Source organism: Caldicellulosiruptor hydrothermalis 108 (assembly GCF_000166355.1).
In the GTDB taxonomy this organism is placed as follows: Bacteria; Bacillota; Thermoanaerobacteria; order Caldicellulosiruptorales; family Caldicellulosiruptoraceae; genus Caldicellulosiruptor; species Caldicellulosiruptor hydrothermalis.
Map to the genome: position 1 here is coordinate 2,129,744 of NC_014652.1, position 24,170 is coordinate 2,153,913.

A 24,170-nucleotide genomic window follows, 5' to 3' on the forward strand; every position below is an offset into this window, starting at 1 on the left:
TGCCAAGACTCATGTTTTGTGTAAAAACATGGGTCCCGCAGGATTTTTTCATCCCTGCTGCCTGGTAAAATTCCCAGGCCCGAAAAGAGCTTTTGAGCGCTCTTTTCTGACCACTTCGAAAATATTAAATTTTTCATATTACTTGAGCTTTATTTTAACATCAAAGAGGTCTTTTGTAAAGACATTTTTGGCATCTGAAAAACTATTTATGGTTGTAAAAAGAAGCTTTTCACAAATGATTTCAACCATGTTAATAGGCAAATTGATAAAGGGTGTCACGTTATATATACATATATCTTTCAGAGGAAGAAAATCAACACAAATCTCAGAAAGAAAAAAGAACTTCTTCAAAAATTCAAAATCTTCTACCACACCCTTTTCAGGATAGCACACTATCCCTCTTTTTAACGCATAAGCTGTCTTGTCTAACTCTCTGAACACAAACACTATATCCGCATTTTCAAACAATTTCTCTTCTTCCCAGCAGTTTATTATAACTGTTCCGAACTCTCCCAAAAGTTCATCAGCTATTTTTGTCTCTTGAAATGAAGCAAATGAAGTATAAAGAATATCTGTATTTTCCGCAAGCTCATATAAAAGTCCATTTTTTTTAGCTTTTTCAAGTCCAATTATTCCTATTTTTCTATTTTTTAAACGTTGACCGTATTTTTTTAATATTTCTCTTACAATATAATATGCAATAAAACAATTAATGTTAATATTTTGTTCATATGTCCAATCAAAGTGTATTACTCTTCCTCTTCTTTGCTGGTCAATAAAATGTTTTATTTTTTTATGTTTCTTTGAAACCTTTTCCATTTTCGGAAATATGAAAAATTCTAATCTCATCTCTATTCCACTAATTAGCCTTATATACTCTTCGAACTTAGGCTGGGAATTTGCAACTAAAATTTTTCTTAAAAATAGAGGAAAAAACCTTGCATATTCTGGAAGAAAAATTCTACGTTCACCTTCTAACACAAAAGTAATAGTATAAATTTTTATCAACCCAAGAAAATATCTTCTACTAATAGAATATTTCTACCCTGGGTTTAAAATCAATCTCTTTTATGAGCTTTTCTATCTCTTCTTGACTCATATTTTCCAACTTTTTACCTGTTAGAGCAACTAAAATTGCCTCAACAACATTTGTCCCAAAAGATCTTCCGTCAAACTCAGGCGTTGTAGTAACAAGCATCTTTAGCTTTCTTCTTTTAAGCTCTTCAACATCCTCTTTTGTAATGGTATTTGTGATAATTATCTTTCCTTCCAAACTATCTGGCATGTACTTTTGAATGTATTTATAATCTCCCGCAATGATGTCTGCTATTTCAAAATATTTCCAATACTTTCTAAGCTTTTTAGGGTTTTCTTCTTTTTTGTCATCATTGGGATACAACATCCTAAATGGTAATTTTATTATCAATGGGACAAGCAAAGCTGCAAGATAGTAAAATACCTTGAGACTCTTTATCATAAGTGGAATTCCTAAGGCAAACAGGGCATCACCAAGCAAAAGCTTACATCCAGCTTCATATAGTCCCTCTGCAAGCTTGTATCTATCAAGCGCGCATACAACAAGTGCAGTTTTTCCTTTGAAATCTATTATGCTGTTGTCTTGAAGATATTTTATAACCCATTTTTCAAAGGTATTTTTAACACCTGTGCCATCAACAAGAGGCGTCTTTTTAGCAGCATTTTTTATAGGAATAGCCTCTCTTATGACATAATTTTTACCTCCACCGTAAAGTACAATGTCAATTCCTCCCATACCAAAGGCATCTACCTTGCCATCTAAGGACTTTATAATCTCTATTGCCTTTTTTATATCTCCATCTGTCCCTATTCTTTCAATCTCAAAGTCAATACCCATTATTTTGGCTTGGGTTTTGTGATCTCTCTTGCTCGAACCAATGCTGACACTCACTACCCTTTTCATGCAAAAAACATCTCCTTTTCCTTCTTGCTACTTCACAATAGAATCTAAGATTTTTTTCAGCTCTTCAACATCAACTTCAACATCATATTTGAGCGGAGATTTTCCCAGAGGTATTGTAATGACCTCACAATCAAGAAAAGCTTTGAACCAGTTTAGTCTAAAGTCCGAACCCATGGCAATTACAATGTCAAACATTTTAAAATTATTTATATATTCACCCATGATATTCAAAAGTTGAGCAGCAGAAAGGGAGTTTATAAAACTATTTCTTTCTTCTTCTGTCATTAAAAGATAGTAGTTTATTCCGTAGCTCTTCAATACCTGTTCTACTTCATCTTTGTTTTTTACAGGAAATCCGATTGCAGCAATATTTTTGCCCTTGCGTACTTCTCCAAGCCCTTCAAGCTTTGAGATAAAAGACCTATCTATTTTCAGCTTTTCGGAAACCTCAATCTGCGAAAATCCTTTTTGACGAAGGTCCAATATCTTCTTGACTTCATCCACTATTTTTTGAAGACTTAAGACCTTATCACCAATCCTGTAAAAGTCCATTTCTTCATCACACTCAACCGCCATTTGTTTTATTCTATATTATCACAAAAGCCTTTTTATGTTAACATTTTTGTGCACACAGTTTTTAAAAAAATTTTAGCTTAGCAGTTTTTTAATATCCTCTTCAGAGACCTGTGAAAAGTCGAGGTAAAACTGTCCAACTGCCCAAAATGGCTCGCTACTTACAATATAAAAAATGCCATCACATTCTTTTTCCAGCTCTTTTAACGTCGAAGGTGCAATTACCGGTGTTGCAACGTATATTTTTTTAGGATTTAGTTTTGAAAGAAACCTTATGCATGCTTTTGTTGTTGCACCTGTTGCAATTCCATCATCCACTATTATTGCCACCTTGTTTTCCAAGCTTTTATACTCAACAGATCCCCTGTACCTAATTATTTGGTCTTTTAAGCTTTCTAAGACTCTTTTCTTTTGGTGTTCTATATATTCGTCTCTCATAGAGAAATATTCTACATATTCATTATTTAAAACCACATCTCCATTTATATCCACTGCGGCAATAGCAAACTCTTTGTTAAAAGGGACACCTATCTTTTTTGCCAACACAATATCCAAAGGGATTTTGAGCCTATCTGCAATTACTTTTGCGACAACCACCCCACCTCTTGGAACTGCAAAAAGAACCACATCCTGCCTTTCTTTAAATAGCCTCAGCTTTTCTGTGAGCTTCTCACCCGCATCAACTCTATCTTTGAAGAGCATTTTCAAAATTCACTCCTTTTTTATAAAAAAACAAGCTATTGATTACAACAAAAAAAGGCACCTACATTTATTTTACCACATTGGTGCCTTCTAAAAATCGCTTTAATTTTGAAACCCATAATTTTACACTTTAACAAAGAAACTTAGTCTTCAATCAACACCACCCTTGCAGGTGCACCGTCACAGTCTTTTAGTTTCAATGGTAATGCCACATACCTGTATTTCCCTCTACATACCTGTGAAAGGTCTAAACCTTCAATAATCACCACATCATTGGAAAGAAGTAGCTTGTGAACAGCAAAATCGTTTGAGTTAAATTCCTCTATCGAAAGACAATCAATCCCCACAACCTGAACTTTCTTTTCGATGAGAAACTGGGCTGCATCTAAGCTCAAATAAACATACTTTTCACAGAACTCTGAGGTGTTGCTAAGATACTGAGAATTTTTGGTCTTGAAAAATATCCTATCACCATACTCTATATCCTTGCTTTCAAGAAACTCTCTGGTTATACTATCGTCTTCATACACCTCGAAAACCTTGACTTCTCCTATCAAGTATTCCAAAGGAATCTGGTCAACTGTCTTACCATCCTTTATAAAATGAGCTGGTGCATCAATGTGCGTCCCTGTGTGGGATGAAAGTATGAGCTTGCTGACATTTGCCACTTCTCCTTTTTCAATGCTATAAACCCTTGATATTTGCGGATTTGGGTCACCAGGAAAATATACCATACTATTAGAAATTGGAATACTGACATCTATAATCCTCATTTTCAAGCCCTCCTTGAAATTTAACATTTTTTAAAATAATAAAAAGGGGCTTCTGTCTAAAGCCCCTTTTGCTGACAAACATTTCAAACTTATATTTGGTATTTTGCTTTTTCTTCCTTGATTAGATTCATTACAAACTCTATTGCTTTCTCAATTTCAACTTCAAAAGATTCTTTTGTTCTTCTATTTCTAATCTCGAGCTTTCCTTCTGATATTTTCTTCCCAACAGTAACTCTGAACGGAATTCCTATCAAATCTGCATCCTTGAACTTAACACCCGCTCTTTCATCTCTGTCATCAATCAAAACCTCAACTCCATTTTTCTGAAGGTTTTCATAAATCTCAAATGCAATCTTGTTCTGATTTTCATCCTTTACATTTACAGGCACAACAATTACCTCATACGGTGCGACTGTAATTGGCCAGATTATACCGTCCTCATCGTGCATCTGTTCAATGATAGCTGCAGCTGTCCTGTTAATACCAATACCATAACATCCCATTATCATGAGCTTCTTTTCGCCTTTTTCATCTGTGTACACGCAGTTAAATGCCTGTGTATACTTTGTACCAAGCTTAAATATGTGTCCAACCTCAATTCCTCTTTCAATTGTCACCTTTTGAGAGCGGCATTTTGGACAAAGGTCGTCTTGGGTTATATTCCTGAGGTCTGCAAACTTTGTTACTTTAAAATCTGAGAGATTAACATTCTTTATATGATAATCTGTCTTATTTGCGCCCACCACAAAGTTTTTGAGATATTTTATCTCGTTGTCTGCATACACATCTATCGAAAGGGCAATTGGTCCGGCAAATCCCACCTTTGCACCTGTAATTCTTTCTACATCCTCTGCCGATGCAAGCTCAAGGTCTGTAGCTCCTAAAAGATTTTTTAGCTTTGTCTCATTTACCTCTCTATCTCCCCTCACCAGCACTGCAACAAACTTGTCATCTGCCTTGTAAATCATTGTCTTTACAAACCTTGTGCTGTCAATGCCCAGGAAGTTCACAAGCTCCTCAATTGTCCTCACATTTGGAGTGTAGACTTCCTGTTTTTCTTTAAGCTCCTCATTGTTTTCAACAGGCTCATCCAAACACTCTGCCTTTTCCAAGTTTGCAGCATATCCGCACGCTTTGCAATATGCAATCTCTGCCTCACCAACAGAAGATGGAACCATGAACTCGTGTGAGCTTGCTCCGCCCATTGCACCTGTGTCTGCTTCCACAATCTTTACATCAAGCCCACATCTCTTGAATATCCTCACATACGCATCATACATCTTCTGATATGATATGTCCAAGCCTTTTTCATCAATGTCAAAAGAATAAGCATCTTTCATTGTAAATTCTCGGCAGCGCATAACACCAAACCGCGGCCTTCTTTCATCGCGAAACTTTGTTTGAATTTGATACAAAATTTTTGGAAGGTCCCTGTAAGATGAAATCTCATTCCTGACTATATAAGTAAATGCTTCTTCGTGAGTAGGTCCCAAACAGTACTCCCTTTCATTTCTATCTTTTATTCTAAACATCTCTGGTCCAAATACTGCCCATCTACCAGACTCTTCCCAAAGCTCTTTTGGCATAAGTGCAGACATATGAACCTCTTGAGCTCCGCTTCTATCCATCTCTTCTCTGACAATGTTTTCTATTTTTCTTAAAACTCTGTAGCCAAGCGGAAGATACACATATATGCCAGAGGAGAGCTGTCTCATAAAACCAGATCTTAACATAAGCTTATGTGATTCTATCTCTGCATCTGAAGGTGTTTCTTTTAGAGTTGGCATGAAAAGCTCTGAAACTTTCATCTTCCCTTGTTACTACCCCTTTCTAAACTTTAGTTTTTTAGCTTACAAAAAGCTTTTCAATTATCTTTTTTCTCATCGCCCTCTCTAAATCCCAGTGGCGAAGAGGTTTTGTCTCTGTCACAATTCTGAGTGTATATTCTATCCAGTTTGTGTCCACAATACCCACAATCTGTGGTGGTGTTACAATGTCTTCTTTGAATTCTTCTTCAATCTCTTTGAACACCTCTTGGAGCTTCAAAGACACCTCATCAAAGTTCATCTTTGTGTTGAGCTTAACATCCACAATTGCCTTTGAGTTGTGTCTCGACCAGTTTGTAATGGCACCTATGGAACCATTTGGAATAATATGGATTGAGCCGTTGTAGTCCTGAATTTTAATTGTCTTTATTCCCATTTCTTTTACAGTACCACTTCTTCCATCGATGGTAACATAGTCACCGACAGACAGCTGATCTTCTATAATCAAAAAAAGACCTGCTATCACGTCGCGAATTAAACTCTGTGCACCAAAACCTATCGCAAGTCCACCTATCCCTGCAACAGCTAAGATTGTTTTGATTGAAACGTTAAAGTTTTCAAGAATGAGCACAATCACTAAAAAGTATATAGAGTATTTTATAATACTTTTGAAAAGTGCTGCAAGAGTGTCTATCCTCTTTTGATTAATTGGAAATACAGAACTTCTCTGTTTTTTCTTCCATTTTTCCAGTATTTTGTTAGAAAACTTTAAAAACAAAAAACCAATAACCAAGATGACTATCGAATAAATTATTTTCCCACTATATTTCAAAATTATTTCAGACAGCTCCCCAATACTCAAATACATCACCCTTTCAAAAACCTCTCAAAAAGCCTTTTTTGAAGAAGATCATCCTTTACCATAAGCTCGGGATGCCACTGCACACCTACAAAAAAGCTTCTGTCTTTTTTTGAAATTGCCTCCACAATGCCATCTGTTGATACTGCCTCTATTTCAAACCCAGGTGCTACCTCTTCTATTGCCTGATGGTGAAAAGAGTTTACCAGAATCTTTCGGCATCCAAAGATGCGAGTGAATAACCCTCCAACAACTTCTACAGTGTGATATCCATACATACCATCAAGATTCTGGTAATGAGAGATGGAGGATTTTCTCTCTATGTCCTGTATCAAAGTCCCACCAAACGCAACATTCATAACCTGCACGCCCCTGCAGATTGCCAAAACTCTTCTGTCCATCTCATATGAAATTCTCATTGCTTCAAACTCTATTCTATCTCTCAAAAGATTGATTCTTCTTATTCCTACTTGAGGTTCTCTGCCATAAAATTTAGGGTGAACATCCTCACCTCCGCAAAAAAGAACACACTCACACATCTGTATGTACTCTCTTAAAAGCTCGGTTGATAAGACACTTATAGGAAAAATTATGGGTTTTGCATTTAACATTAAAAGTACTTCTATGTACTCATTCATAACATAAAGTTTTCTATTGTCTGCATCAAACCCGCCAAATATAAGAACTTTCATTTGACTTGCCTTATTCACTTTGAGTTCTTTAATTTCCATTCTATGATTCTCTTTGCCACTTCTTTAATAGGCATCTGGTGGTCCATACTGAGCTTTTGAAGCTTTTTCATAGCACTTTCCTCATCAAGCTTTAGCTCCTTCATCAAAATCCCTTTTGCCCTTTCAACAAGCTTTCTTGTTTCCAAATCATCCTGAAGCTTTCTTATTTGCTCTTCTAACTTTCTTAATCTCATCCAATTTTTTACAATAGTCTCAACAAAAGATATGAATGCCCATTTATTAAATGGACTGTACAAGAAAATGTTGAACTCATCATCTTCTAAGATTACACTTTCTATATTAGACCTTTGTGCCTGGTTTGCCAAGATGACAACAGGACATATTCTATCATTTTTTAGAATATCTATCATCTCCACCATACTGCCAACACTAAATCCATACTCCATAACAACAATATCTGGTTTTAAAACCCTTATCTTTCTTAGGCAATCTGCAAAGTCCGAAGCAGTGTCAGCAATGGTATAGCCATTTTCAATAAGGGTACTTTTTACAACAGAAAATAATTTTTGGTTCTTTATAGCCAAAATGACCTTGAACATCTCTATTCTTTGCTCCCTATCAAGCTTATTTAATAATTTTAACACACTCCTTTTTCTTTTTCTATAAAAACATCACTAAACCTTTTTGGGCTAAATTAATCAGTTTTTCCACTATAGTAGTATCGAACTGGCTGCCGGCACACCTTTTCATCTCGCTTAAAGCTGTCTCCTTATCAAAAGCTTTTCTATAGGGTCTATCAGAAGTCATTGCATCATAAGCATCGGCAACAGCTACAATCTTTGCAAGAAGGTCTATTTCTTCATCTTTCAATCCAAACGGATAACCTCTGCCATCCACCCTTTCATGGTGCTGAAGCACAACCTTTTTGATTCTGTCCGTAAACTCTAAATCTTTTAAAATGTTGTAACCTATTAAAGGATGTTTTTGTATTTCCTCATACTCATGAGCTTCTAAAGAACCTTTCTTGTTCAGTATATCCTCTTTCACACCAATCTTTCCTATATCATGAAGCAAACACGCAACCTTTAGAACATCTTTTTCTTCCTCTGAAAGCGAAAGCTCATCGGCAATCTTTAAAGCAATGCTTTGCACTCTTTCGCAGTGTCCTTTTGTATACACATCCTTGTACTCAATTGCTTTGGACAAGCATAAGATTGTTTCATAGAAGAACTTTTCAATTTCTTGATTTTTCTTCTCCAGTTCTGCCTTTGATTTATTTAACTCCTCAATTGTCTCTTTCAGTTTTTCGTTCATGTAAGTGCTTTTTTCATACAAATCTTCTATTTCTGATTTCTGTTTTTTGAGATTTGAATAATAAATGGCATTTTTTATGGCTATAGTAATAAAATTGCACAGGCTGATATAATATTCAACATCTTCGCTTGAAGTGCTTTTGCATTCAATTCCATAAAAACAAATACCTTCACATCTCTCTTCTGAAACAATCGGAATAGCTACTTTTACCAAGTTATTATTTTCTATCTTGTAAGCAATATTGATATCCTCTCTTGCTCTGCTCAGAAGCAGCTGTTCATGTACATCTTTTTGCCCAAACTCGCTCAAGATTTTGAATCTTTTATAATCACTATCATGATAAATGCTCATGCGAAAAAATCTTAAACTTCCATGGCTATACTCACCTATAACCTCAACTATATTTTCTACATTCGAAAGACTAATAATCTTAGTTGAGAGCTCAAAAAAATTTTTAAACCATTCATTTTTTTCTCTTAAGTCCCTTTCTGTCTCAATTAATCTTTTTACAATATTTGTCATCTCTTTGTTCAGTCGGATACTATCAATATAATTTTTTTCAATACTATCTTTTTCCTCTTTTAGCTTTTTAATTATGACCTTTTGTTTTTTCTCAAACACTCTATATCTTTTCAATATACTGCCATATCTGAGAATATAAAAGACTGTAAAAAATACCATCGCAAAGAACAGAGTTACAATTTGAAGATATTCAATGATAGGTTTTTTAACATGAAAAAAAATTTCGGCAACCTGAACTGCCAGTGGAAAACATATCAAGAAGAAGAGAAAAAACTCAAAAATCCTCATCCATAAATTCTTTTGTAGTTTCAATCTTCAGTCCCCCTGTCAAAAAAGTCACACACCTTATTATTTCGACAAAAGGCACAAAAATCCTTCAAACAAAATGACAAAAAAGAGAGCCAAACACGGCTCTCTTACATGTTAAATAAATCTTTTACTCTTGGATATATGCTATTATAAAGTTTATAAGTCTTTCTATATACTTCAAATAAGTCTTTATTTGGACTACAGCTTTCAACCTTCTGAATCATAGTATCGCAAGCCTCTTCGACCTTATTATACACCCCTGCACCAACAGTTGCCAAGATAGCCGCACCAAACGCAGGTCCTTCTTTGGAATTCAGTGTCCATACATCCATCTCAAATATGTCTGCCTGCATCTGTCTCCAGAGCTTGCTCTTTGCACCACCACCTGAAACTCTCACCTCTTTTACCTCAATGCCCATCTCATGTAAAATATCAAGACAGTTTTTAAGTGAAAATACAACACCTTCCATGACAGCTCTAATGAACTCTCTTCGTGTATGCTTTGCCGTTATCCCAAAGAATATCCCCTTTGCGTACGGGTCCAAAATGGGCGTTCTTTCCCCCATCAAATATGGCAGGAAGACAAGTCCATCTGAACCAGGGTTTGCAAGTTCTGCCTCCTGGTCCATCAAAATGTATGGGTCTTTGTCAATAAACTCAAACGCAGCCTTTTCGATATGAGCAAAGTTGTCTCTAAACCACTTAAGAGAAAGTCCGGCACCTTGTGTTACACCCATAACGTGCCATTTTCCCGGCACTGCATGACAAAATGTGTGAACCCTTCCCTGTGGGTCAATCTTAAACTCGTCAAGATGGGCAAAAACAACGCCAGACGAACCAATTGTAGATGAAATCACACCCGTCTTTACTATGCCATTTCCAACAGCACCTGCTGCCTGATCTCCTCCACCTGCAACAACAAGCGTCCCTTCCCAAAGACCTGTAATCTCACTTGCTTGCCTGCTCACTTTTCCTGTAACCTCTGGCGACTCATAGACTTTTCCAAGAAGATCTTTGTCTATCTCAAGCTTTTCAAGTACCTCATCAGACCAGCACCTGTTTTTAATGTCCAAAAGCTGCATACCGGATGCATCCGACACATCTGTTGCAAACTCGCCTGTAAGCTTAAATCTTATATAGTCTTTGGGAAGCAAAATCTTGTAGACCTTCTCATAGTTTTGGGGCTCGTTGTTCCTCACCCACAAAATCTTTGACGCTGTAAAACCTGTCAGTGCAGGGTTTGCTGTAATTTCAATAAGTCTTTCCTTGCCAATCTTTTCTGTTATTTCATCACATTCTTTTGCCGTTCTCTGGTCACACCAGATGATTGATGGTCTTATAACGTTGTAGTTTTTGTCAAGCATCACAAGCCCGTGCATCTGCCCGGTAAGTCCCACAGCCTTAACTTCCTTGGGATCTACCTTTGACTTTTCAAGCACAGCTTTAATTCCTTTAACGCTTGCATCCCACCAGTCTTCTGGATTTTGCTCAGCCCAGCCAATCTGAGGCTGATAAAGAGGATACTCAAATGTTGCTGTTGCCAAGATGTTCCCTTTGGAGTCAGTTAAAATGGTCTTTGTCCCAGATGTTCCAACGTCAATTCCAATAAAATACATCCAAAACACCTTCCTTTCTTGAATTTTTTCTTGAATTTTTATATTGAAAATATATTTTACGCAGACTGTCTTATTATAAGCTGAGTGTCAAGAATATATTCACTTTCAAATTTTTTGGTCGGGTCATCTATTTTTTCAAAAAGAATATCACAAGCTGTCTTTGCCATAAGGTCAATTGGCTGGCGAACTGTTGTAAGTCTTGGCATTTTGCTGAGCTGAAGCCCTACCAAATCCACATCGTCAAACCCGACTACCTTCACATCATTTGGAACAGATATTCCCATCTCATCCAATGCGTACATGCTTGCATATGCCATAAGGTCGTTTGCTGCAAATATGCCATCTATTCTTTTGTTTTGTAAAAGCTTTTTCGTATTTTCATATGCCTTTTGAAACATAAAATCTCCCTCGATGACAAGTTCCTGATCAAATTCTACTCCAAAGTCTCTTAATGCTGCCTTGTATCCCTCATATCTTGCAACACTTTCAAAAGACTCAAGTGGACCTGATATATGTACGATTTTCCTGCAACCTTTTTCGATAAGGTACTTTGTTGCAATGTAGCCACCTTGCAGGTTATTTACATTTATCCTCGGAACATTTGTAAATTCAGTGTTGTTTTCTGCAAGAACAACTGGAACATTGTTAGCATGCAAAAGTTTTAACGCTTGCTTATCAATGCTTTTATATCCAAAAACTATGACTCCATCCACTCTACCTACCAAGAATTTGAAGTAGTCAATATTGTCTATCAGCTGACAAAATATAGCCCCGTATCCCCGCTGGGTTATATATTGGTTGAGTAAACCCACAACTTCACTGTAAAACCAGCTGCTGAGCTGTTGGATTATGATTCCTATTGTATCTGTCTTTCTTCTTGCTAAATTTTTAGCTGTTACATTTGGAGTGTAATTTAAAGCTTTAATAGCTTCCAAAACAGCCTTTTTCTTTTTCTCAGATACATTCGCTGTTCCATTTATAACTCTTGATACAGTTGCCTTTGAAACACCAGCTCTTTTTGCAACATCCTCAATTGACGGCAAATACTCTGCCCCCTTTCATTTTACTTTTTTAATTTTATCAAATACAGGTGTTGTAAGCGATTTCGATTATTCTTTGATATATACTTTATCACATTGGTAGTTGGTTTTTCAACAAAAATTAATAAATGATATCTAAGGATACTAAAAAATTTGAGCAAAGAAGTGATATTGATAATTGCGGATATTTCTTTTTTTAAATAAAATGGAAGTAAACATAATACAGCAGAAGTTTTTCACACGCTTTGTAGGAGGATTTTTAAATGAATGAAAAACTAATTAAAATTTATAGAATATTTTTCTATTCTCTTGCTACATTAGCAGTTATTGGTTCGGTGATTAGTTCAGTTTTTGCAAAAAATGTTTTCTATACTTTAGGAACCATTGTTTTGGCTATCGTTTTAATTGCAATGATAGAATTTATTCTTTTCCCTTTTGTTTTTGGAACAAAGTTTACGAAAAATTTTAAAAAATTTTTAGGGTTATTTTTAGCTTTTGGCATAATTTTGAGTATAATTGTGTTTTTGATTGTAGGAATTACAAGCAAAAAATTCGAACTAATTTATCTTGGCCTTCCATTGTTGGCCTTAAGCCTTGCTGTAGTTTACAAAGTTTGGATAAGGTAAATTTTGCTATTGAAATTTTGAAAACTTATGAATATAATGAAGTATAAAATCGAATATAAGCTAATGGTAAAAGTCCATCCTTCGGGGCGGGGTGAAATTCCCCACTGGCGGTAAAAGCCCGCGAGCAAAAGCTGTCCTACTTGCAGCTTTTGCAGAACCGGTGAAATTCCGGTGCCAACGGTTACAGTCCGGATGGGAGAAGGAGTGGATGTGTAAGGAAGATTTTCTTATACATCATAAAACACAAGCTTGCAAGCCTCGAAGGTGGAAAAACACTTTCGAGGCTTTAATTTTTTTGTGTACAAATTTCTGGCAGAGGGGAGGATACTTTTGAGGTCCCTTTCGCACAGTTATTACATGAACATGGCACTTGAGCTTGCAAAGAAAGCCTCACCTTTGGTGCTGCCTAACCCAAGAGTGGGATGCGTGATTGTAAAAAACGGAACAATAATTGGAAAAGGATATCATCAAAAGTATGGTGAAAAGCATGCAGAAGTTTTGGCAATCGAGGATGCAATAAAAAATGGCTATAGTCTCAAAAACGCAACAATGTATGTCTCTTTAGAGCCCTGCTGTCATTTTGGCAAACAGCCACCTTGTACAGAAGCAATTATAAAAAGTGGGATTAAAAAGGTTGTGATTGCCACAAGAGACCCAAATCCCTTTGTCAATGGCAAGGGTATACAAATTTTAAAACAACATGGAATTGAGGTTGTAGAAGGCGTGTTGGAAAAAGAAGCAGAAAGTATCAACAAAGATTTTTTTAAGTACATGAAGACAGGCATTCCCTATATCGCTATAAAAGTTGCCCACAGTATTGATGGAAAAATTGCAACACCCTCAAATAAGAGATTTCTGTTTAATACTGAAGAAGAAAACGTCTTTGTGCACAGCCTTCGTCAGAAATATATGGCCACTTTGGTGTCTGTAAATACTGTAATTTCAGATAATCCAATTTTAAATGCAAGGTATGGCCAGATTGTAAGGCAGCCCATAAGAGTTGTGCTTGATTCAAAACTTCGAATTCCTTTTGAATGCAATATTGTAAAAACCTCTGATGAGTATTCTACCTACATTGTGTGCAGCGAAAATGTAAATGATACTCAAAAAATAGATCTTCTTTCTCAAAAAGGAATAAAAATAATTTTTGCAAAGTCGTCAGAAGATGGTCATCTTGAACTTTCAGATGTGTTTTCAAAACTTGCACAGCAAAAGATAGTATCAGTCCTTGTTGAGGGAGGAAGTTTATTAAACTTTTCTCTTTTGAAACAAAGAATTGCAGATTACTGGTATTCATTGATATTCAATGTTTTCATTGGTGGGCAGCACACAAAAGGTGTGGTAGGCTCAGAAGGCTTTGAAGACCTTTTCCCAAAGCTTGTAAATACAAAAGTCACAACCTTTAAAAACTCTACCATTATTGAAGGAGATATAAGTTATGTTTAGCGGTATTGTTGAAGAGGTTGGCAGGGTTGTTTCAATAAGAAAAATTGAGGATATTGTAAAGCTGAGTATAGAAGTGAAAAAGATAGATGCAAAAATTGGTGACAGTATAGCAGTTGATGGTGTGTGCTTGACAGTTACAAATATTTCAAATAGAATTTTTGATTTTGACCTGTCACCTGAAACAATTGAAAGAACAACACTTAAATTTTTAAAAGAGGGGATGCCTGTAAACTTACAACCTGCTTTGAAGATGGGAGACAGAATTGGCGGTCATATTGTTCTTGGCCATGTTGACTGTATTGGCACAATCTGTATGCAAAAAATTCAGGGAAAAAGTAGAATAATTGGGATAAAGCCATCTGAAGATTTCAAAGGCCTTGTTATCAAAAAAGGTTCTGTTGCAATTGACGGTATTTCTCTTACAGTTGTAGATGTCTTTGACACATACTTTACAATATCTTTGATTCCACACACTATTGAAAATACTACCTTGAAGTACAAAAAGGTTGGTGACTGGGTAAACATTGAATTTGACTACATTGCAAAGATTGTGAAAGAAAATTTGAGGTGATATAAATGTACGGCTTGAAAAATGTAATAGAAAGTTTTAAAAATGGAGAATTTGTCATAGTATTTGACAGCCAAAACCGTGAAGATGAGGCAGACTTAATTCTGCCCGCTCAGTTTTCAACACCTGAAAAGATAAGTTTTGTCTTAAATCACGCTAAGGGAATGTTCTGTGTTGCTATAGACAAAGAAATTCAAGAGCGCTTGAATTTATACGTTCCTTATAACACTAAAGACAGTTGCACTTTCACAGTTACAGTTGACCACAAAGACACAAAAACAGGTATAACTGCTAAAGAAAGGAGCAAAACAAGCAAAGAGCTTGCAAATCCAAATGCAACGGCTTCTGACTTTAAAATTCCTGGGCATGTAAACCCTGTTGTTGCTCATGAAGGAGGTGTTCTTGCAAGAAAAGGTCATACAGAGGCTGCTGTAGAACTTTGCAGAATCTCAAAGCTTTTTCCTGCTGCAGTGATGATTGAAATCTTAGACGAAAAAGGAGACAGTCATAACAAAGAGTATGTAAAAAGCTTGGCAAAGAGGTTTTCAATACCTGTTACCACAATTGATGAGATTGAAAAATATATTCTATTAAGCCACTCCACAGTCCAAAAAGAAGCTGAGGCAGACCTTCCCACACAGTATGGAAAGTTTAAAATTTTTGCTTTCAAAAACTATTTTTCTCAAAAAGAACATGCTGTGCTAATAAATGAGACCTTTAATCCAAGCCAGCCGGTAAATGTAAGAATACACTCTTCGTGCAAAACGGGAGATGTTTTTCACAGTTTAAGGTGCGACTGTCATCAGCAGCTTGAATTTTTCTTGCAGTTTATGGCAGAGAACAAAAACTGCATGCTCATTTATCTTGACCAGGAAGGAAGAGGAATTGGATTTGCCAATAAAATAAAGGCATATGCACTTCAACAGCAAGGTTTTGATACCTATGAGGCAAACAATCTACTGGGCTTTGACGATGATTTAAGAGATTACTTCGATGCTCTGCATATTTTAAGGTTCTTTGGTATAAGCAAAATTAATCTTGCAACATCCAATCCTGAAAAGGTTTCTTTTTTGCAGGATTGCGGAATTGAGATTTTAAAGAGAATATCTATTCCGATTGTTATAAATCCATATAATAGGAAATATATACATTCGAAAATATTAAAGAAAAAGCATGAAATCTTAATAAAAGGAGAGGATGGCTTTGAGAACTTTTGAAGGTAGCTTTCAAGGAAAAGATTTGAAATTTGCAATTGTCATTTCAAGGTTTAACTCATTTATCACAGATGAGCTTTTAAAAGGATGCTTAGATGGTCTTAAGCGGCATGATGTGGACAGTGAAAATATCGACGTATATTATGTACCAGGTGCTTTTGAAATACCACTTGTTGCTAAAAAGCTTGCAAAGTCAAAAAAATACAATGCAATAATTGTACTTGGTGCAGTGATTCGCGGCAGCACACCACATTTTGAGTATGTAAGCGCAGAAGTATCAAAAGGCATTGCAAACGTCTCCTTAGAACAAGAAGTTCCAGTCATATTTGGTGTTCTGACATGCGACACAGTTGACCAGGCAATCGAAAGAGCGGGCACGAAAGCAGGAAACAAAGGATTTGACGCAGCTCTGTCTGCCCTGGAGATGGCAAATTTGATGAAAAATATTTCTTTTTAGAGAAAAAGTTGGCTCAATAAAAGAGCCAACTTTTCTTTTATACTTTTAAAAATGACATTTGGTCACTTTGGAAAGTATTTCATTTGAGCTGAATAAAAACCTGGCTTTATAATGAAAATATATTAAAACTTTTGAAAGAGGCGGGGTTTTTATGAAAAGATTATTGAGACTTTGGCTGTTTGTTACTACTGCTATAGTCTTATCTTTAGTCATAGTTTCTCCTTCGTTTGCCTCTGATATTCAAAAAGAAGAAGCTCTATTTTTTGATGCAAATGGCAACCCATCTTATATCACCATTATTAACAAAAGTTCAGTAGCATATCTCTCTCCTTATGAACTTTCAAGGATACTGGGTGGAAGTTTTGCTTTCGATCCAAAAGACTATAACTTTCTTCAGTCAAAGCTTATCGTTGACCAAAATGAACTTATATTCAAGCTCGATAGCAATGTGGTGACATTCAATGGAAAAAACTTTTATATGGACGGACCAATGCAAATCATACAAAATAGAATTTGTGTACCTTATTCTACTTTCAAAACTTACTTGAATTTATTTGAATATCGTCATTATACATCAGGAAAACGAATGATATTCAAGCCAAACGGAAACTACATAGTCTACAGTGTTCAAAGCGGTGACTCTCTCTGGATATTGTCTCAAACTTTCGGAACATCTATTGAAACTATTAAAAGCCTCAATAGCCTTACAAGCGACACACTCTATGTTGGACAAAAGCTAATTGTAAAAAAGGTAAGTATTAACCCTGTCCAAATTACTGGAATAATAAAGTGGTGGACATATGTAAAAGCTTTTCCATCTTCGTCAGCACAAAATCTATTTTATCTTACCCAAGGACAAACTGTAAACATCATTGGAAAGCAATCAGAATTCTATAAAATTTCATCAGCAAAAGGAACTGGCTTTGTTTCAATCTGGGCAGTAGATATAAAACAAGATATTTCTGACGTCTCAAAACCAAGTAGCTATTTTTATTCTTATATACCTGTTGATACTTCAGGTGACTATGTAAGCTATACATACTACAAGGTGCAAAGTGGAGATACAATATGGTCGATTGCAGTAAAATTTGGAATACCCGACTATGAACTTATGTCGGCAAATAATTTGAATGAAAACTCATACATCTATGCAGGACAAACCTTAAAAGTGCCTGTTCACACAGTTGCTGTGCATTTAAATGAGTACGGAGTTGAAATGCTCGACTGGTTTTCGCAGGGAAATTATGTATTCCCAATCGGCAGCGTTGGCAAGTTTATTGACATCCAGACAGGAAAATATTTCTTTGCAAAAAGGACAATGGGTGCAAGCCATGCCGATGTAGAAACCTTGAGCTTTAAAGACACTCAAATCATGAAAGAGATATTTGGTGGCAGCTGGACATGGGAAAGACGTCCGTTCATACTTGAAGTAAAAGGAAGAAGAATAGCCGTGTCAGTTTCTGGCATGCCACACGCAGGGGTGGACGGCGTTCCTTACAATCAAAATGTTGCAAACAGAAGCGGTGGATATGGCTACGGTCCAAACCTTGATACAATTGTAAATGGAATGGATGGACATTTTGATGTGTATACATTCAATGGACTTCGCCACAAAGACAATCAAATTGACCCTCAGCATCAGCTGACAGTTTCGGTTGCAGCAGGCTTAAGATAAAGAAGGAACGAGTAATACTATTAAACAAAATTAAAAGGGATTAGTAACTTCTTGTCATTACTAATCCCTTACTCTTTATATTAAAATACACTAAAACAGTAGTTTTTGTTAAAAAATCTTGCACTGCATCGCCCTATATGGTCTCATACTTTATTTTCTCACTTTCACTCTTCACACAATTTCTCCCTGCTTTCTTAGCTTCATAGAGCAGATCATCTACACGTACAAGAATACTATCAATTGTATCTTGCTCTTTGAATCCTGCTACACCAAAGCTCGCAGTCACATGCCCAACCACTGGTAGTTTCATACTGCTTATATGTTCACGAAGCTCTTCGGCCACTTTTACAGCATTATTCACCGAAGTCTCTGGCAATAGAATTATAAACTCTTCACCTCCCCACCGTGCAAAATAGTCGGTTTTGCGTATCCTTCTCTTTACCGTCTCAGCAACTCTCTTGAGCACTACATCTCCCATGGCATGTCCAAAATTATCATTTATTTTTTTAAAGTGGTCTAAGTCAAACATAATAAGAGAAAATGACTTCCCATTTCTCTTCGTTCGCTCTATCTCTTTTTCTAACATTTGCATAAAAAATCGACGATTGTAAATGTTCGTTAATGAGTCAGTAATAGATTGCTTATAAATTAGTTTTTCGAATTTCTTTCGTTCAGTTATATCACGCAAAATTCCTATTGCATGCCATGCATTATTAATCTTCACAGCAGAAAGAGAAAGTTCAACATAGATTTCATGACCTTTTTTGTGTTTCGCCTTCAATTCTATTGTTTTCCCTAAAACAGCTCCTTTGCCAGTTTGTTGAAATTTCTTAAAACCCTCTTTATAAAGGTGGTACACTTTTTCGTCATTTATAACTAATCTATGTAACTCAGCCCCCATTACTTCCTCTTTGGAATAGCCTAATAGTCTTTCTGCCGCAGGATTCCAAAATGTTATACACCCTTCACTATCAAGCATTATAATAGCATCGTGAACATATTCGGTGATGATACTTAAGATCTTGTTTTGTTCCCTTAGCTCTTTCTCCATCTGGATGCGTTCACTTATATCAATTATAAAGGCTATACATAACTTTTTACCCATATATTGTACAAGTTGGAGATGGACTTCTACTGGATAAAGAGAGCCATCTTTCCGGCGGTGAACAGTAGTGAAAACAATGTGGTTGTTTTCACTATAAGTTAAGTCAGAAAGCAATTTTTTGAAACTTTCCAAATCAAATTCAGGTTTTAAATCAAGTGGAGTGAGAGCTTTTAGTTCCTCCTCAGTATATCCTAAATTTTTTCGTGCTCCACGATTTACAGCGAGAAACTTTAGGGTTTCAGGAGAAAATATATATATATTTCGTTGAGTGAATCTTCAAATAAACGTTTGTAAAGCATCAGTTCTTCTTCAACTCTCCAGCGCTCAGTAATGTCAAATATTATTAAATATAACACCACCTTATTTTCATGATGTATATAAGATGGATAAACTTCTACTATTCGCTCTTCTCCATTTGCCAATCGATGAATACAAATCAGTGAATTATTACCATTCCTTAAGGTTTCTTCGTATTTCTTCAAAGCTTCTACTCTGGTAGAACAAAGAATTGCTTCTACATTCATTTGCAAAAATACTTCCTTAGGATAACCATAAAAATTGCAAGCTGCTCTATTTGCACCCATAATCTTTCCTGTTTCAGGATCAATAATCAGCATAATTGCATCACTTGAGTCAAATAAACTATGAAAAAGCTCCTGTTCTTTTTTTACTCTCTTGTTTGTCTCATACAATTTAAAAGCCATTTCTATAATAGAGATAAGTATATGCTCATCCATTCCTTTTACTACATAGCCATACCCCGTAATTGAGCGGATTTTTTCCATAATCTCTCTACTTGTGTTAGCAGTAAGAAGTGAACTACCGCCCACCTATAGAGGTGGTGGCTTTGTGAGAAGTTTGGTAGGCTTTCAAGCTACCCTTATTCTCACAGGGTGGTTCACACACCCACTACTGGTTATCTGCTTCTTCACAGACTCACCAGCTACTTTCTCAACTATATTTATTGCCCCATTTATATCTGCATTAACTACATGCCCACATCTTCTGCATACGTACAATCCCCTGTGTTTCCTATTGCTCTTATCTACTATCCCACATCTGCTGCATCTTTGTGATGTATAGCTCTCATCTATTTCCATGTACCTTATACCATAGTGCTTGCATTTTGCTTCCAATTTTCTCTTGAACTTGTCATATGGTATACTCACAAAATTTTGATTATTCACCCTACCAAGATTTATCCCCTGTTTGATATCTTCTAACTGCCCTACCACTATATTACCTATCCTCTTTTCTAAACAGTGCTTAATTACAAAATTCACAGTCTGATTTAAAAAATTGTCAATTATATGCTGTCTTTTTAGAGAAATCTTTGCAAGTTTTGAGCCCATTTTGATTCCCTGTTTTGAGTATACACTTTGAAGTCTTGCCCTTTGTTTGTTGTACCATCGGTTGACTGATTTTAAAAACCTACCCTCTATCAAAAAGGCAGTCCCAATGGTATCAACAATAGCAGCAAAATTGTTTACTCCTAAATCTATCGCTAAATATCTGCTCGGGTCAAGAATGTTCATCTGTTCTTTTTCCTCATACACATACTCAATCTCAAACCATCTGCCACAAAACTTCGGTATTATCCTGACTTCACTGAGCTTTTTGTCTGAAATAATTTGTGGCAGTTCAAAATACAAGTATCTTACACCAAACTCTTTCGCAAAACCCCTACCAAGACTCAATCGTACTTTTTTGCCTTCCATTTTGAACTGATCCTTAGGAAAAACAATTTGGTACATCCCGTCCTTTGGCAGATATTTTGGTATTGAAACTTTTTTATCTGTTTTCTCTTCTTTTTTGGCTTTCAAAAGACCTAAAAAGGATTTAAATGTTTCATCTACAGAAATAAGTGTTTGCTGAGCAACCTGTGATGGCAAAAGTCTGTAATTTTCGTTTTCTTTCACAAGATGATATACACTTTCATATCGCAGATATTCCTGAGTTTTAAAATAGTGTTGCCTTACTTGATACAAAGCATAATTGTACAAGTTTTTTGAAAAATGGCAAAGCATTCGCAGTAGTCTGTATGTTTGTTTATCACATCTTATATGATTTTTCTGAGTTTTGTACATTTAACATCACCTGAAGAATATTGTACCATATTTTTAGCAATTCATCTCCATCTTTTAGAAGATGGAGTCTTCTTGCTTAATTCTCGATAAAATAGGAATATCCGAAAACTGTTGAATTAAGTAAGTAGTTTCTATCCCGTCAATCTTCCCTTCAAGTTCAATATCCGTAAGAATTAGATCAATATCATTGCGGCTCTTCAGTCTCTCAATAGCATCTTCCCCTGTAGTTACTATCTCTGCACAATAACCGTACTTGCCTAAAATTTCTGCGGTAATCTGGGCACTTAGTCTACTGTCCTCTACAATTAAAATCTTTTTACAGCTAACTCCATCCATCAGTAGTGCTACCTCTCTCCTCATACCCCACTTTTAATGACTTAAAATTTAATACTTACAATTTAATTTATTTTCTTCTTTTGTATCAGCAATTGAATTTGACTTTTCATTTGTAAAGTCGTTAAGTGAAGATAAAATGGTTATGTTCAGGTTTTTTGTCAACTCTAATAAATATGGTTCATCAACAAAATCATCTTTTATTTTTAATACCTTTACATCTGGCCTCAAAGGAAAACTTCTATGGTTCCTAACTACTATTCCAACCATCCCATTACTCAGTTGCACAATCGTCCCTACAGGATAAGGGAAAACTCGATGCATAAATCCATTGACTACTTCATTATCAAAATGAATTCCTGCCTGAGAGATTATGTATTCAAAAGCCTCATGGGGTGGAAAAGCCTTTCTGTAAGTTCTGGTAGATATTAAAGCGTCATACACATCTGCTACAGAAATAATTCTGCCATAAAGGCTAATCTGCTTTCCTTTTTTCTTATTAGGATAACCTTCTCCATTGTATTTTTCATGATGGTCTATTATCCCACTACATACCAACAGGGAAAAACCCATATCCTTTGCATATTTATAACCCCATATAGGATGCATCTTTACCTTCTCAAACTCTTCTTCTGTTAACTTTCCTGGTTTATTTAGTATTTCTTGACCTATAAATTTTTTGCCAATATCATGTAATAATGCCGACATTCCTAAATTGTATAACTCGTTCTTATTTAACTTCATTTCGATACCTATCAATAATGAAATTAACGTAGTATTCACAGAATGAGAGTATAAATATTCATCAATTGATTTTAATTCAACAATATTAAGATAGGCATCAGTTCTTGTTAATTCTTCCACTACATCAATTATAACCTTTTTAATCTCTTCAATACTCGAGTCGTAAGATAATTCCTTTTCAGCAATAAGATGTAATATTTTCATCATTTTCAACTTTAACTGCTGAGGAATCACATCTGAAGGAATTATCCCATAGGAGATTTCATCTTCGATATATATACCATTAAATTTTTTCTCCTTTAATCTTTCTATGTAGAAATCATTGAGCACCACACCAGCTCTGAGAAGAATATTTCCATTTAAATCTACAATATCTTTTCCAACAATCATTCCTTCTTCTAAATGGTCGATGTCAACAAACCTCATTTGCTGTCTCCTCTTTTTCTAAAATCTAAGGTAAACGTTTTGTACCACGGTACACTTTTATACTTTACCCGTTTTTAGAAATTATACTATACTTTCAAGTACACTAACAATCTCTTTATTGAACAGTTCAGTATCTTTTAGAATCCTCAAAGCTGCTTTTTTGCTCTTTGGAAAACGATAAGGTCTGTAGCTCGTAGTTGCTTCAAACACATCCACCACAGCAACTATTTGTACAACTATTGGTAGTTCATCTTTTTTCTTCTTCCAATATCCTGTTCCGTTTAATCTCTCATGATGATATAAAGCTGATAAACATACTAATTCATTAACATTTGATTCTTTTAATAAATCATATCCATATTGAGTATGTTGCTTCATAATTTCAAATTCAGTTTTGGTTAAGCAACTTCTTTTGTTAAGGATTCTCTCATCAATATAAAGTTTCCCAATATCGTGAAACAAACCACAAGTGAAAAGAAGCCTTCTATCGAGGTCAAAAGGTTCTGCAAATTTTTGACACAATTTGGCTACATTGATTGAATGTGTCATAACACTGTTGGGCAGGGAAAAGAATGCCCACATTACATTTTTATCCATTAAAAAACACCCTACATGTGACATAAAATATTTCTTTAGAGCTGCGGCTGGGGCAGCATCCCATTTTGCGCAAAGCTGTAATACTCATCTTTGGCCACTATAAAATGGTCATTTACGGCAACACCTATTGTAGAAAGAGCATTAACAATCTTCTGAGTTGTCTTAATGTCATCCATTGAAGGTCTTACCGACCCACCTGGATGATTATGAGCCAAAATTACACTGCTTGCATTGTAGCGAATAGCACATTCAACAACTTTTCGCGGATATACCACTGCTTCTTTAACTGTACCCTCAAAAAGTGGCACAGAATATATCACATTTAACTGGGTATCAAGGCAAATAACGTAAAACACCTCATTTTTCCTGCCAACAAACAAACTCTTTATGTACTCTGCTGCTACTTCTACATTCCTCAGCTGAAAGGTTTTTCTATTTTTATCAACAAGATACCTTCTTGATATTTGAGAAATAAGAGATATCAAAATAGCAGAATTTTCTCCAACGCCTTTTACCTTTTGAAGTTCTTTTGGGTGAGCTTCAAATACATTTGATATGCTTCCAAAAGTTGAAATTAACCTGTGTGCAATCTCATTTGTGTCTTTCCTTGGAATGCTGAAAAATAAAAGAAGCTCCAACACCTGATGATCTTCAAAACCATCAAGCCCTTGTTCGATAAATCTTCTTTTGAGCCTTTCTCTGTGCCCTTCATGCACGTTTTGAGACATTCTTATGCACTCTCCATAAAATGGGTTCTTTTTGAAATTTTAATCTTATTATATCATCT

At 35.7% G+C, this 24,170-nt stretch carries 23 protein-coding genes, 1 pseudogene and 1 riboswitch; of the genes and pseudogenes, 6 read left to right on the forward strand and 18 right to left on the reverse strand.

Annotated elements, in window-relative coordinates; translation table 11 throughout:
* Positions 1 to 138: 138 nt before the first annotated feature.
* The 12 genes from CALHY_RS10485 to CALHY_RS10540 form a co-directional block, all read right to left on the reverse strand.
* A complete protein-coding gene (locus CALHY_RS10485) occupies positions 139 to 1,008 on the reverse strand; it encodes a hypothetical protein (RefSeq protein ID WP_013403926.1) in 870 nt (289 codons plus the stop codon).
* 19 nt (positions 1,009 to 1,027) lie between these two features.
* Positions 1,028 to 1,939: a hypothetical protein gene (locus CALHY_RS10490; RefSeq protein ID WP_013403927.1), complete on the reverse strand. Its 912-nt coding sequence runs from the start codon at positions 1,937 to 1,939 to the stop codon at positions 1,028 to 1,030.
* A gap of 27 nt (positions 1,940 to 1,966) precedes the next feature.
* A complete protein-coding gene (locus CALHY_RS10495; protein WP_013403928.1) occupies positions 1,967 to 2,491 on the reverse strand; it encodes a hypothetical protein in 525 nt (174 codons plus the stop codon).
* A gap of 96 nt (positions 2,492 to 2,587) precedes the next feature.
* Complete coding sequence (locus tag CALHY_RS10500) at positions 2,588 to 3,214, reverse strand: phosphoribosyltransferase (protein WP_013403929.1); 627 nt, start codon at positions 3,212 to 3,214, stop codon at positions 2,588 to 2,590.
* Positions 3,215 to 3,357: 143 nt separating this feature from the next.
* Positions 3,358 to 3,987: a cyclase family protein gene (locus tag CALHY_RS10505; protein ID WP_013403930.1), complete on the reverse strand. Its 630-nt coding sequence runs from the start codon at positions 3,985 to 3,987 to the stop codon at positions 3,358 to 3,360.
* 89 nt (positions 3,988 to 4,076) lie between these two features.
* On the reverse strand, positions 4,077 to 5,795 hold the full coding sequence (locus CALHY_RS10510) for a proline--tRNA ligase (protein ID WP_013403931.1): 1,719 nt from the start codon (positions 5,793 to 5,795) through the stop codon (positions 4,077 to 4,079).
* Positions 5,796 to 5,832: 37 nt separating this feature from the next.
* The gene (locus CALHY_RS10515) at positions 5,833 to 6,621 is read right to left on the reverse strand and encodes a mechanosensitive ion channel family protein (RefSeq protein ID WP_013403932.1); all 789 of its coding nucleotides are present in this window, start codon (positions 6,619 to 6,621) and stop codon (positions 5,833 to 5,835) included.
* On the reverse strand, positions 6,621 to 7,343 hold the full coding sequence (locus tag CALHY_RS10520) for a gamma-glutamyl-gamma-aminobutyrate hydrolase family protein (protein ID WP_041723193.1): 723 nt from the start codon (positions 7,341 to 7,343) through the stop codon (positions 6,621 to 6,623). The genes CALHY_RS10515 and CALHY_RS10520 overlap by 1 nt, the downstream gene beginning before the upstream one ends.
* Entirely contained in the window at positions 7,319 to 7,903 is a 585-nt protein-coding gene (locus tag CALHY_RS10525; protein ID WP_013403934.1) for an ANTAR domain-containing response regulator, read from the reverse strand. The genes CALHY_RS10520 and CALHY_RS10525 overlap by 25 nt, the downstream gene beginning before the upstream one ends.
* A 61-nt stretch (positions 7,904 to 7,964) precedes the next feature.
* Positions 7,965 to 9,452 (reverse strand): HD-GYP domain-containing protein, encoded by a 1,488-nt coding sequence (locus CALHY_RS10530; protein ID WP_013403935.1) that lies wholly within the window; start codon positions 9,450 to 9,452, stop codon positions 7,965 to 7,967.
* A gap of 104 nt (positions 9,453 to 9,556) precedes the next feature.
* Entirely contained in the window at positions 9,557 to 11,065 is a 1,509-nt protein-coding gene (xylB, locus tag CALHY_RS10535) for a xylulokinase (RefSeq protein ID WP_013403936.1), read from the reverse strand.
* A gap of 56 nt (positions 11,066 to 11,121) precedes the next feature.
* Complete coding sequence (locus CALHY_RS10540) at positions 11,122 to 12,108, reverse strand: LacI family DNA-binding transcriptional regulator (RefSeq protein ID WP_013403937.1); 987 nt, start codon at positions 12,106 to 12,108, stop codon at positions 11,122 to 11,124.
* 260 nt (positions 12,109 to 12,368) lie between these two features.
* On the opposite strand from CALHY_RS10540, the gene CALHY_RS10545 reads away from it, so the two are divergent.
* The 6 genes from CALHY_RS10545 (at position 12,369) to CALHY_RS10575 (ending at position 18,091) form a co-directional block, all read left to right on the forward strand.
* Positions 12,369 to 12,731: a hypothetical protein gene (locus tag CALHY_RS10545; protein ID WP_013403938.1), complete on the forward strand. Its 363-nt coding sequence runs from the start codon at positions 12,369 to 12,371 to the stop codon at positions 12,729 to 12,731.
* A gap of 73 nt (positions 12,732 to 12,804) precedes the next feature.
* Positions 12,805 to 12,939, forward strand: a riboswitch (FMN riboswitch).
* Positions 12,940 to 13,061: 122 nt separating this feature from the next.
* On the forward strand, positions 13,062 to 14,177 hold the full coding sequence (gene ribD / locus CALHY_RS10555) for a bifunctional diaminohydroxyphosphoribosylaminopyrimidine deaminase/5-amino-6-(5-phosphoribosylamino)uracil reductase RibD (protein WP_013403939.1): 1,116 nt from the start codon (positions 13,062 to 13,064) through the stop codon (positions 14,175 to 14,177).
* On the forward strand, positions 14,170 to 14,748 hold the full coding sequence (locus CALHY_RS10560) for a riboflavin synthase (protein WP_013403940.1): 579 nt from the start codon (positions 14,170 to 14,172) through the stop codon (positions 14,746 to 14,748). The genes ribD and CALHY_RS10560 overlap by 8 nt, the downstream gene beginning before the upstream one ends.
* A 5-nt stretch (positions 14,749 to 14,753) precedes the next feature.
* Positions 14,754 to 15,962, forward strand: a complete 1,209-nt coding sequence (ribB, locus tag CALHY_RS10565; protein WP_013403941.1) for a 3,4-dihydroxy-2-butanone-4-phosphate synthase — start codon at positions 14,754 to 14,756, stop codon at positions 15,960 to 15,962.
* Positions 15,949 to 16,416 (forward strand): 6,7-dimethyl-8-ribityllumazine synthase, encoded by a 468-nt coding sequence (ribH, locus tag CALHY_RS10570; protein WP_013403942.1) that lies wholly within the window; start codon positions 15,949 to 15,951, stop codon positions 16,414 to 16,416. Before ribB ends, ribH begins: the two co-directional genes overlap by 14 nt.
* 151 nt (positions 16,417 to 16,567) lie before the next feature.
* Positions 16,568 to 18,091 carry a LysM peptidoglycan-binding domain-containing protein gene (locus CALHY_RS10575; protein WP_013403943.1) on the forward strand — a complete coding sequence of 508 codons (1,524 nt, stop codon included), beginning with the start codon at positions 16,568 to 16,570 and terminating at the stop codon, positions 18,089 to 18,091.
* 133 nt (positions 18,092 to 18,224) lie between these two features.
* Here CALHY_RS10575 and CALHY_RS13930 read toward each other — a convergent pair.
* The 6 genes and pseudogenes from CALHY_RS13930 to radC form a co-directional block, all read right to left on the reverse strand.
* Positions 18,225 to 20,008, reverse strand: a pseudogene (locus CALHY_RS13930) (PAS domain S-box protein); the annotation flags it as partial.
* A 57-nt stretch (positions 20,009 to 20,065) separates the two neighbouring features.
* Positions 20,066 to 21,283, reverse strand: coding sequence for an RNA-guided endonuclease InsQ/TnpB family protein (locus tag CALHY_RS10585; protein WP_013403944.1), 1,218 nt, complete (start codon positions 21,281 to 21,283; stop codon positions 20,066 to 20,068).
* 54 nt (positions 21,284 to 21,337) lie between these two features.
* Complete coding sequence (locus tag CALHY_RS10590) at positions 21,338 to 21,619, reverse strand: response regulator (protein ID WP_013403945.1); 282 nt, start codon at positions 21,617 to 21,619, stop codon at positions 21,338 to 21,340.
* Positions 21,620 to 21,667: 48 nt separating this feature from the next.
* A complete protein-coding gene (locus CALHY_RS10595; RefSeq protein ID WP_013403946.1) occupies positions 21,668 to 22,786 on the reverse strand; it encodes an HD-GYP domain-containing protein in 1,119 nt (372 codons plus the stop codon).
* A gap of 81 nt (positions 22,787 to 22,867) precedes the next feature.
* The gene (locus tag CALHY_RS10600; protein ID WP_013403947.1) at positions 22,868 to 23,383 is read right to left on the reverse strand and encodes an HD-GYP domain-containing protein; all 516 of its coding nucleotides are present in this window, start codon (positions 23,381 to 23,383) and stop codon (positions 22,868 to 22,870) included.
* Positions 23,384 to 23,418: 35 nt separating this feature from the next.
* Positions 23,419 to 24,111, reverse strand: coding sequence for a RadC family protein (gene radC, locus CALHY_RS10605; protein WP_013403948.1), 693 nt, complete (start codon positions 24,109 to 24,111; stop codon positions 23,419 to 23,421).
* Positions 24,112 to 24,170 lie beyond the last annotated feature (59 nt).

Bases quoted from the DNA above. Each gene is read 5' to 3' on its own strand.
- CALHY_RS10490 (WP_013403927.1), bottom strand. From the start codon at position 1,939: ATGAAAAGGGTAGTGAGTGTCAGCATTGGTTCGAGCAAGAGAGATCAC.
- CALHY_RS10495 (WP_013403928.1), bottom strand. From the start codon at position 2,491: ATGGACTTTTACAGGATTGGTGATAAGGTCTTAAGTCTTCAAAAAATA.
- CALHY_RS10500 (WP_013403929.1), bottom strand. From the start codon at position 3,214: ATGCTCTTCAAAGATAGAGTTGATGCGGGTGAGAAGCTCACAGAAAAG.
- CALHY_RS10505 (WP_013403930.1), bottom strand. From the start codon at position 3,987: ATGAGGATTATAGATGTCAGTATTCCAATTTCTAATAGTATGGTATAT.
- CALHY_RS10510 (WP_013403931.1), bottom strand. From the start codon at position 5,795: ATGAAAGTTTCAGAGCTTTTCATGCCAACTCTAAAAGAAACACCTTCA.
- CALHY_RS10515 (WP_013403932.1), bottom strand. From the start codon at position 6,621: ATGTATTTGAGTATTGGGGAGCTGTCTGAAATAATTTTGAAATATAGT.
- CALHY_RS10520 (WP_041723193.1), bottom strand. From the start codon at position 7,343: ATGGAAATTAAAGAACTCAAAGTGAATAAGGCAAGTCAAATGAAAGTT.
- CALHY_RS10525 (WP_013403934.1), bottom strand. From the start codon at position 7,903: ATGTTCAAGGTCATTTTGGCTATAAAGAACCAAAAATTATTTTCTGTT.
- xylB (WP_013403936.1), bottom strand. From the start codon at position 11,065: ATGTATTTTATTGGAATTGACGTTGGAACATCTGGGACAAAGACCATT.
- CALHY_RS10545 (WP_013403938.1), top strand. From the start codon at position 12,369: ATGAATGAAAAACTAATTAAAATTTATAGAATATTTTTCTATTCTCTT.
- CALHY_RS10560 (WP_013403940.1), top strand. From the start codon at position 14,170: ATGTTTAGCGGTATTGTTGAAGAGGTTGGCAGGGTTGTTTCAATAAGA.
- ribB (WP_013403941.1), top strand. From the start codon at position 14,754: ATGTACGGCTTGAAAAATGTAATAGAAAGTTTTAAAAATGGAGAATTT.
- CALHY_RS10575 (WP_013403943.1), top strand. From the start codon at position 16,568: ATGAAAAGATTATTGAGACTTTGGCTGTTTGTTACTACTGCTATAGTC.
- CALHY_RS10585 (WP_013403944.1), bottom strand. From the start codon at position 21,283: ATGTACAAAACTCAGAAAAATCATATAAGATGTGATAAACAAACATAC.
- CALHY_RS10590 (WP_013403945.1), bottom strand. From the start codon at position 21,619: ATGGATGGAGTTAGCTGTAAAAAGATTTTAATTGTAGAGGACAGTAGA.
- CALHY_RS10595 (WP_013403946.1), bottom strand. From the start codon at position 22,786: ATGAGGTTTGTTGACATCGACCATTTAGAAGAAGGAATGATTGTTGGA.
- CALHY_RS10600 (WP_013403947.1), bottom strand. From the start codon at position 23,383: ATGGATAAAAATGTAATGTGGGCATTCTTTTCCCTGCCCAACAGTGTT.
- radC (WP_013403948.1), bottom strand. From the start codon at position 24,111: ATGTCTCAAAACGTGCATGAAGGGCACAGAGAAAGGCTCAAAAGAAGA.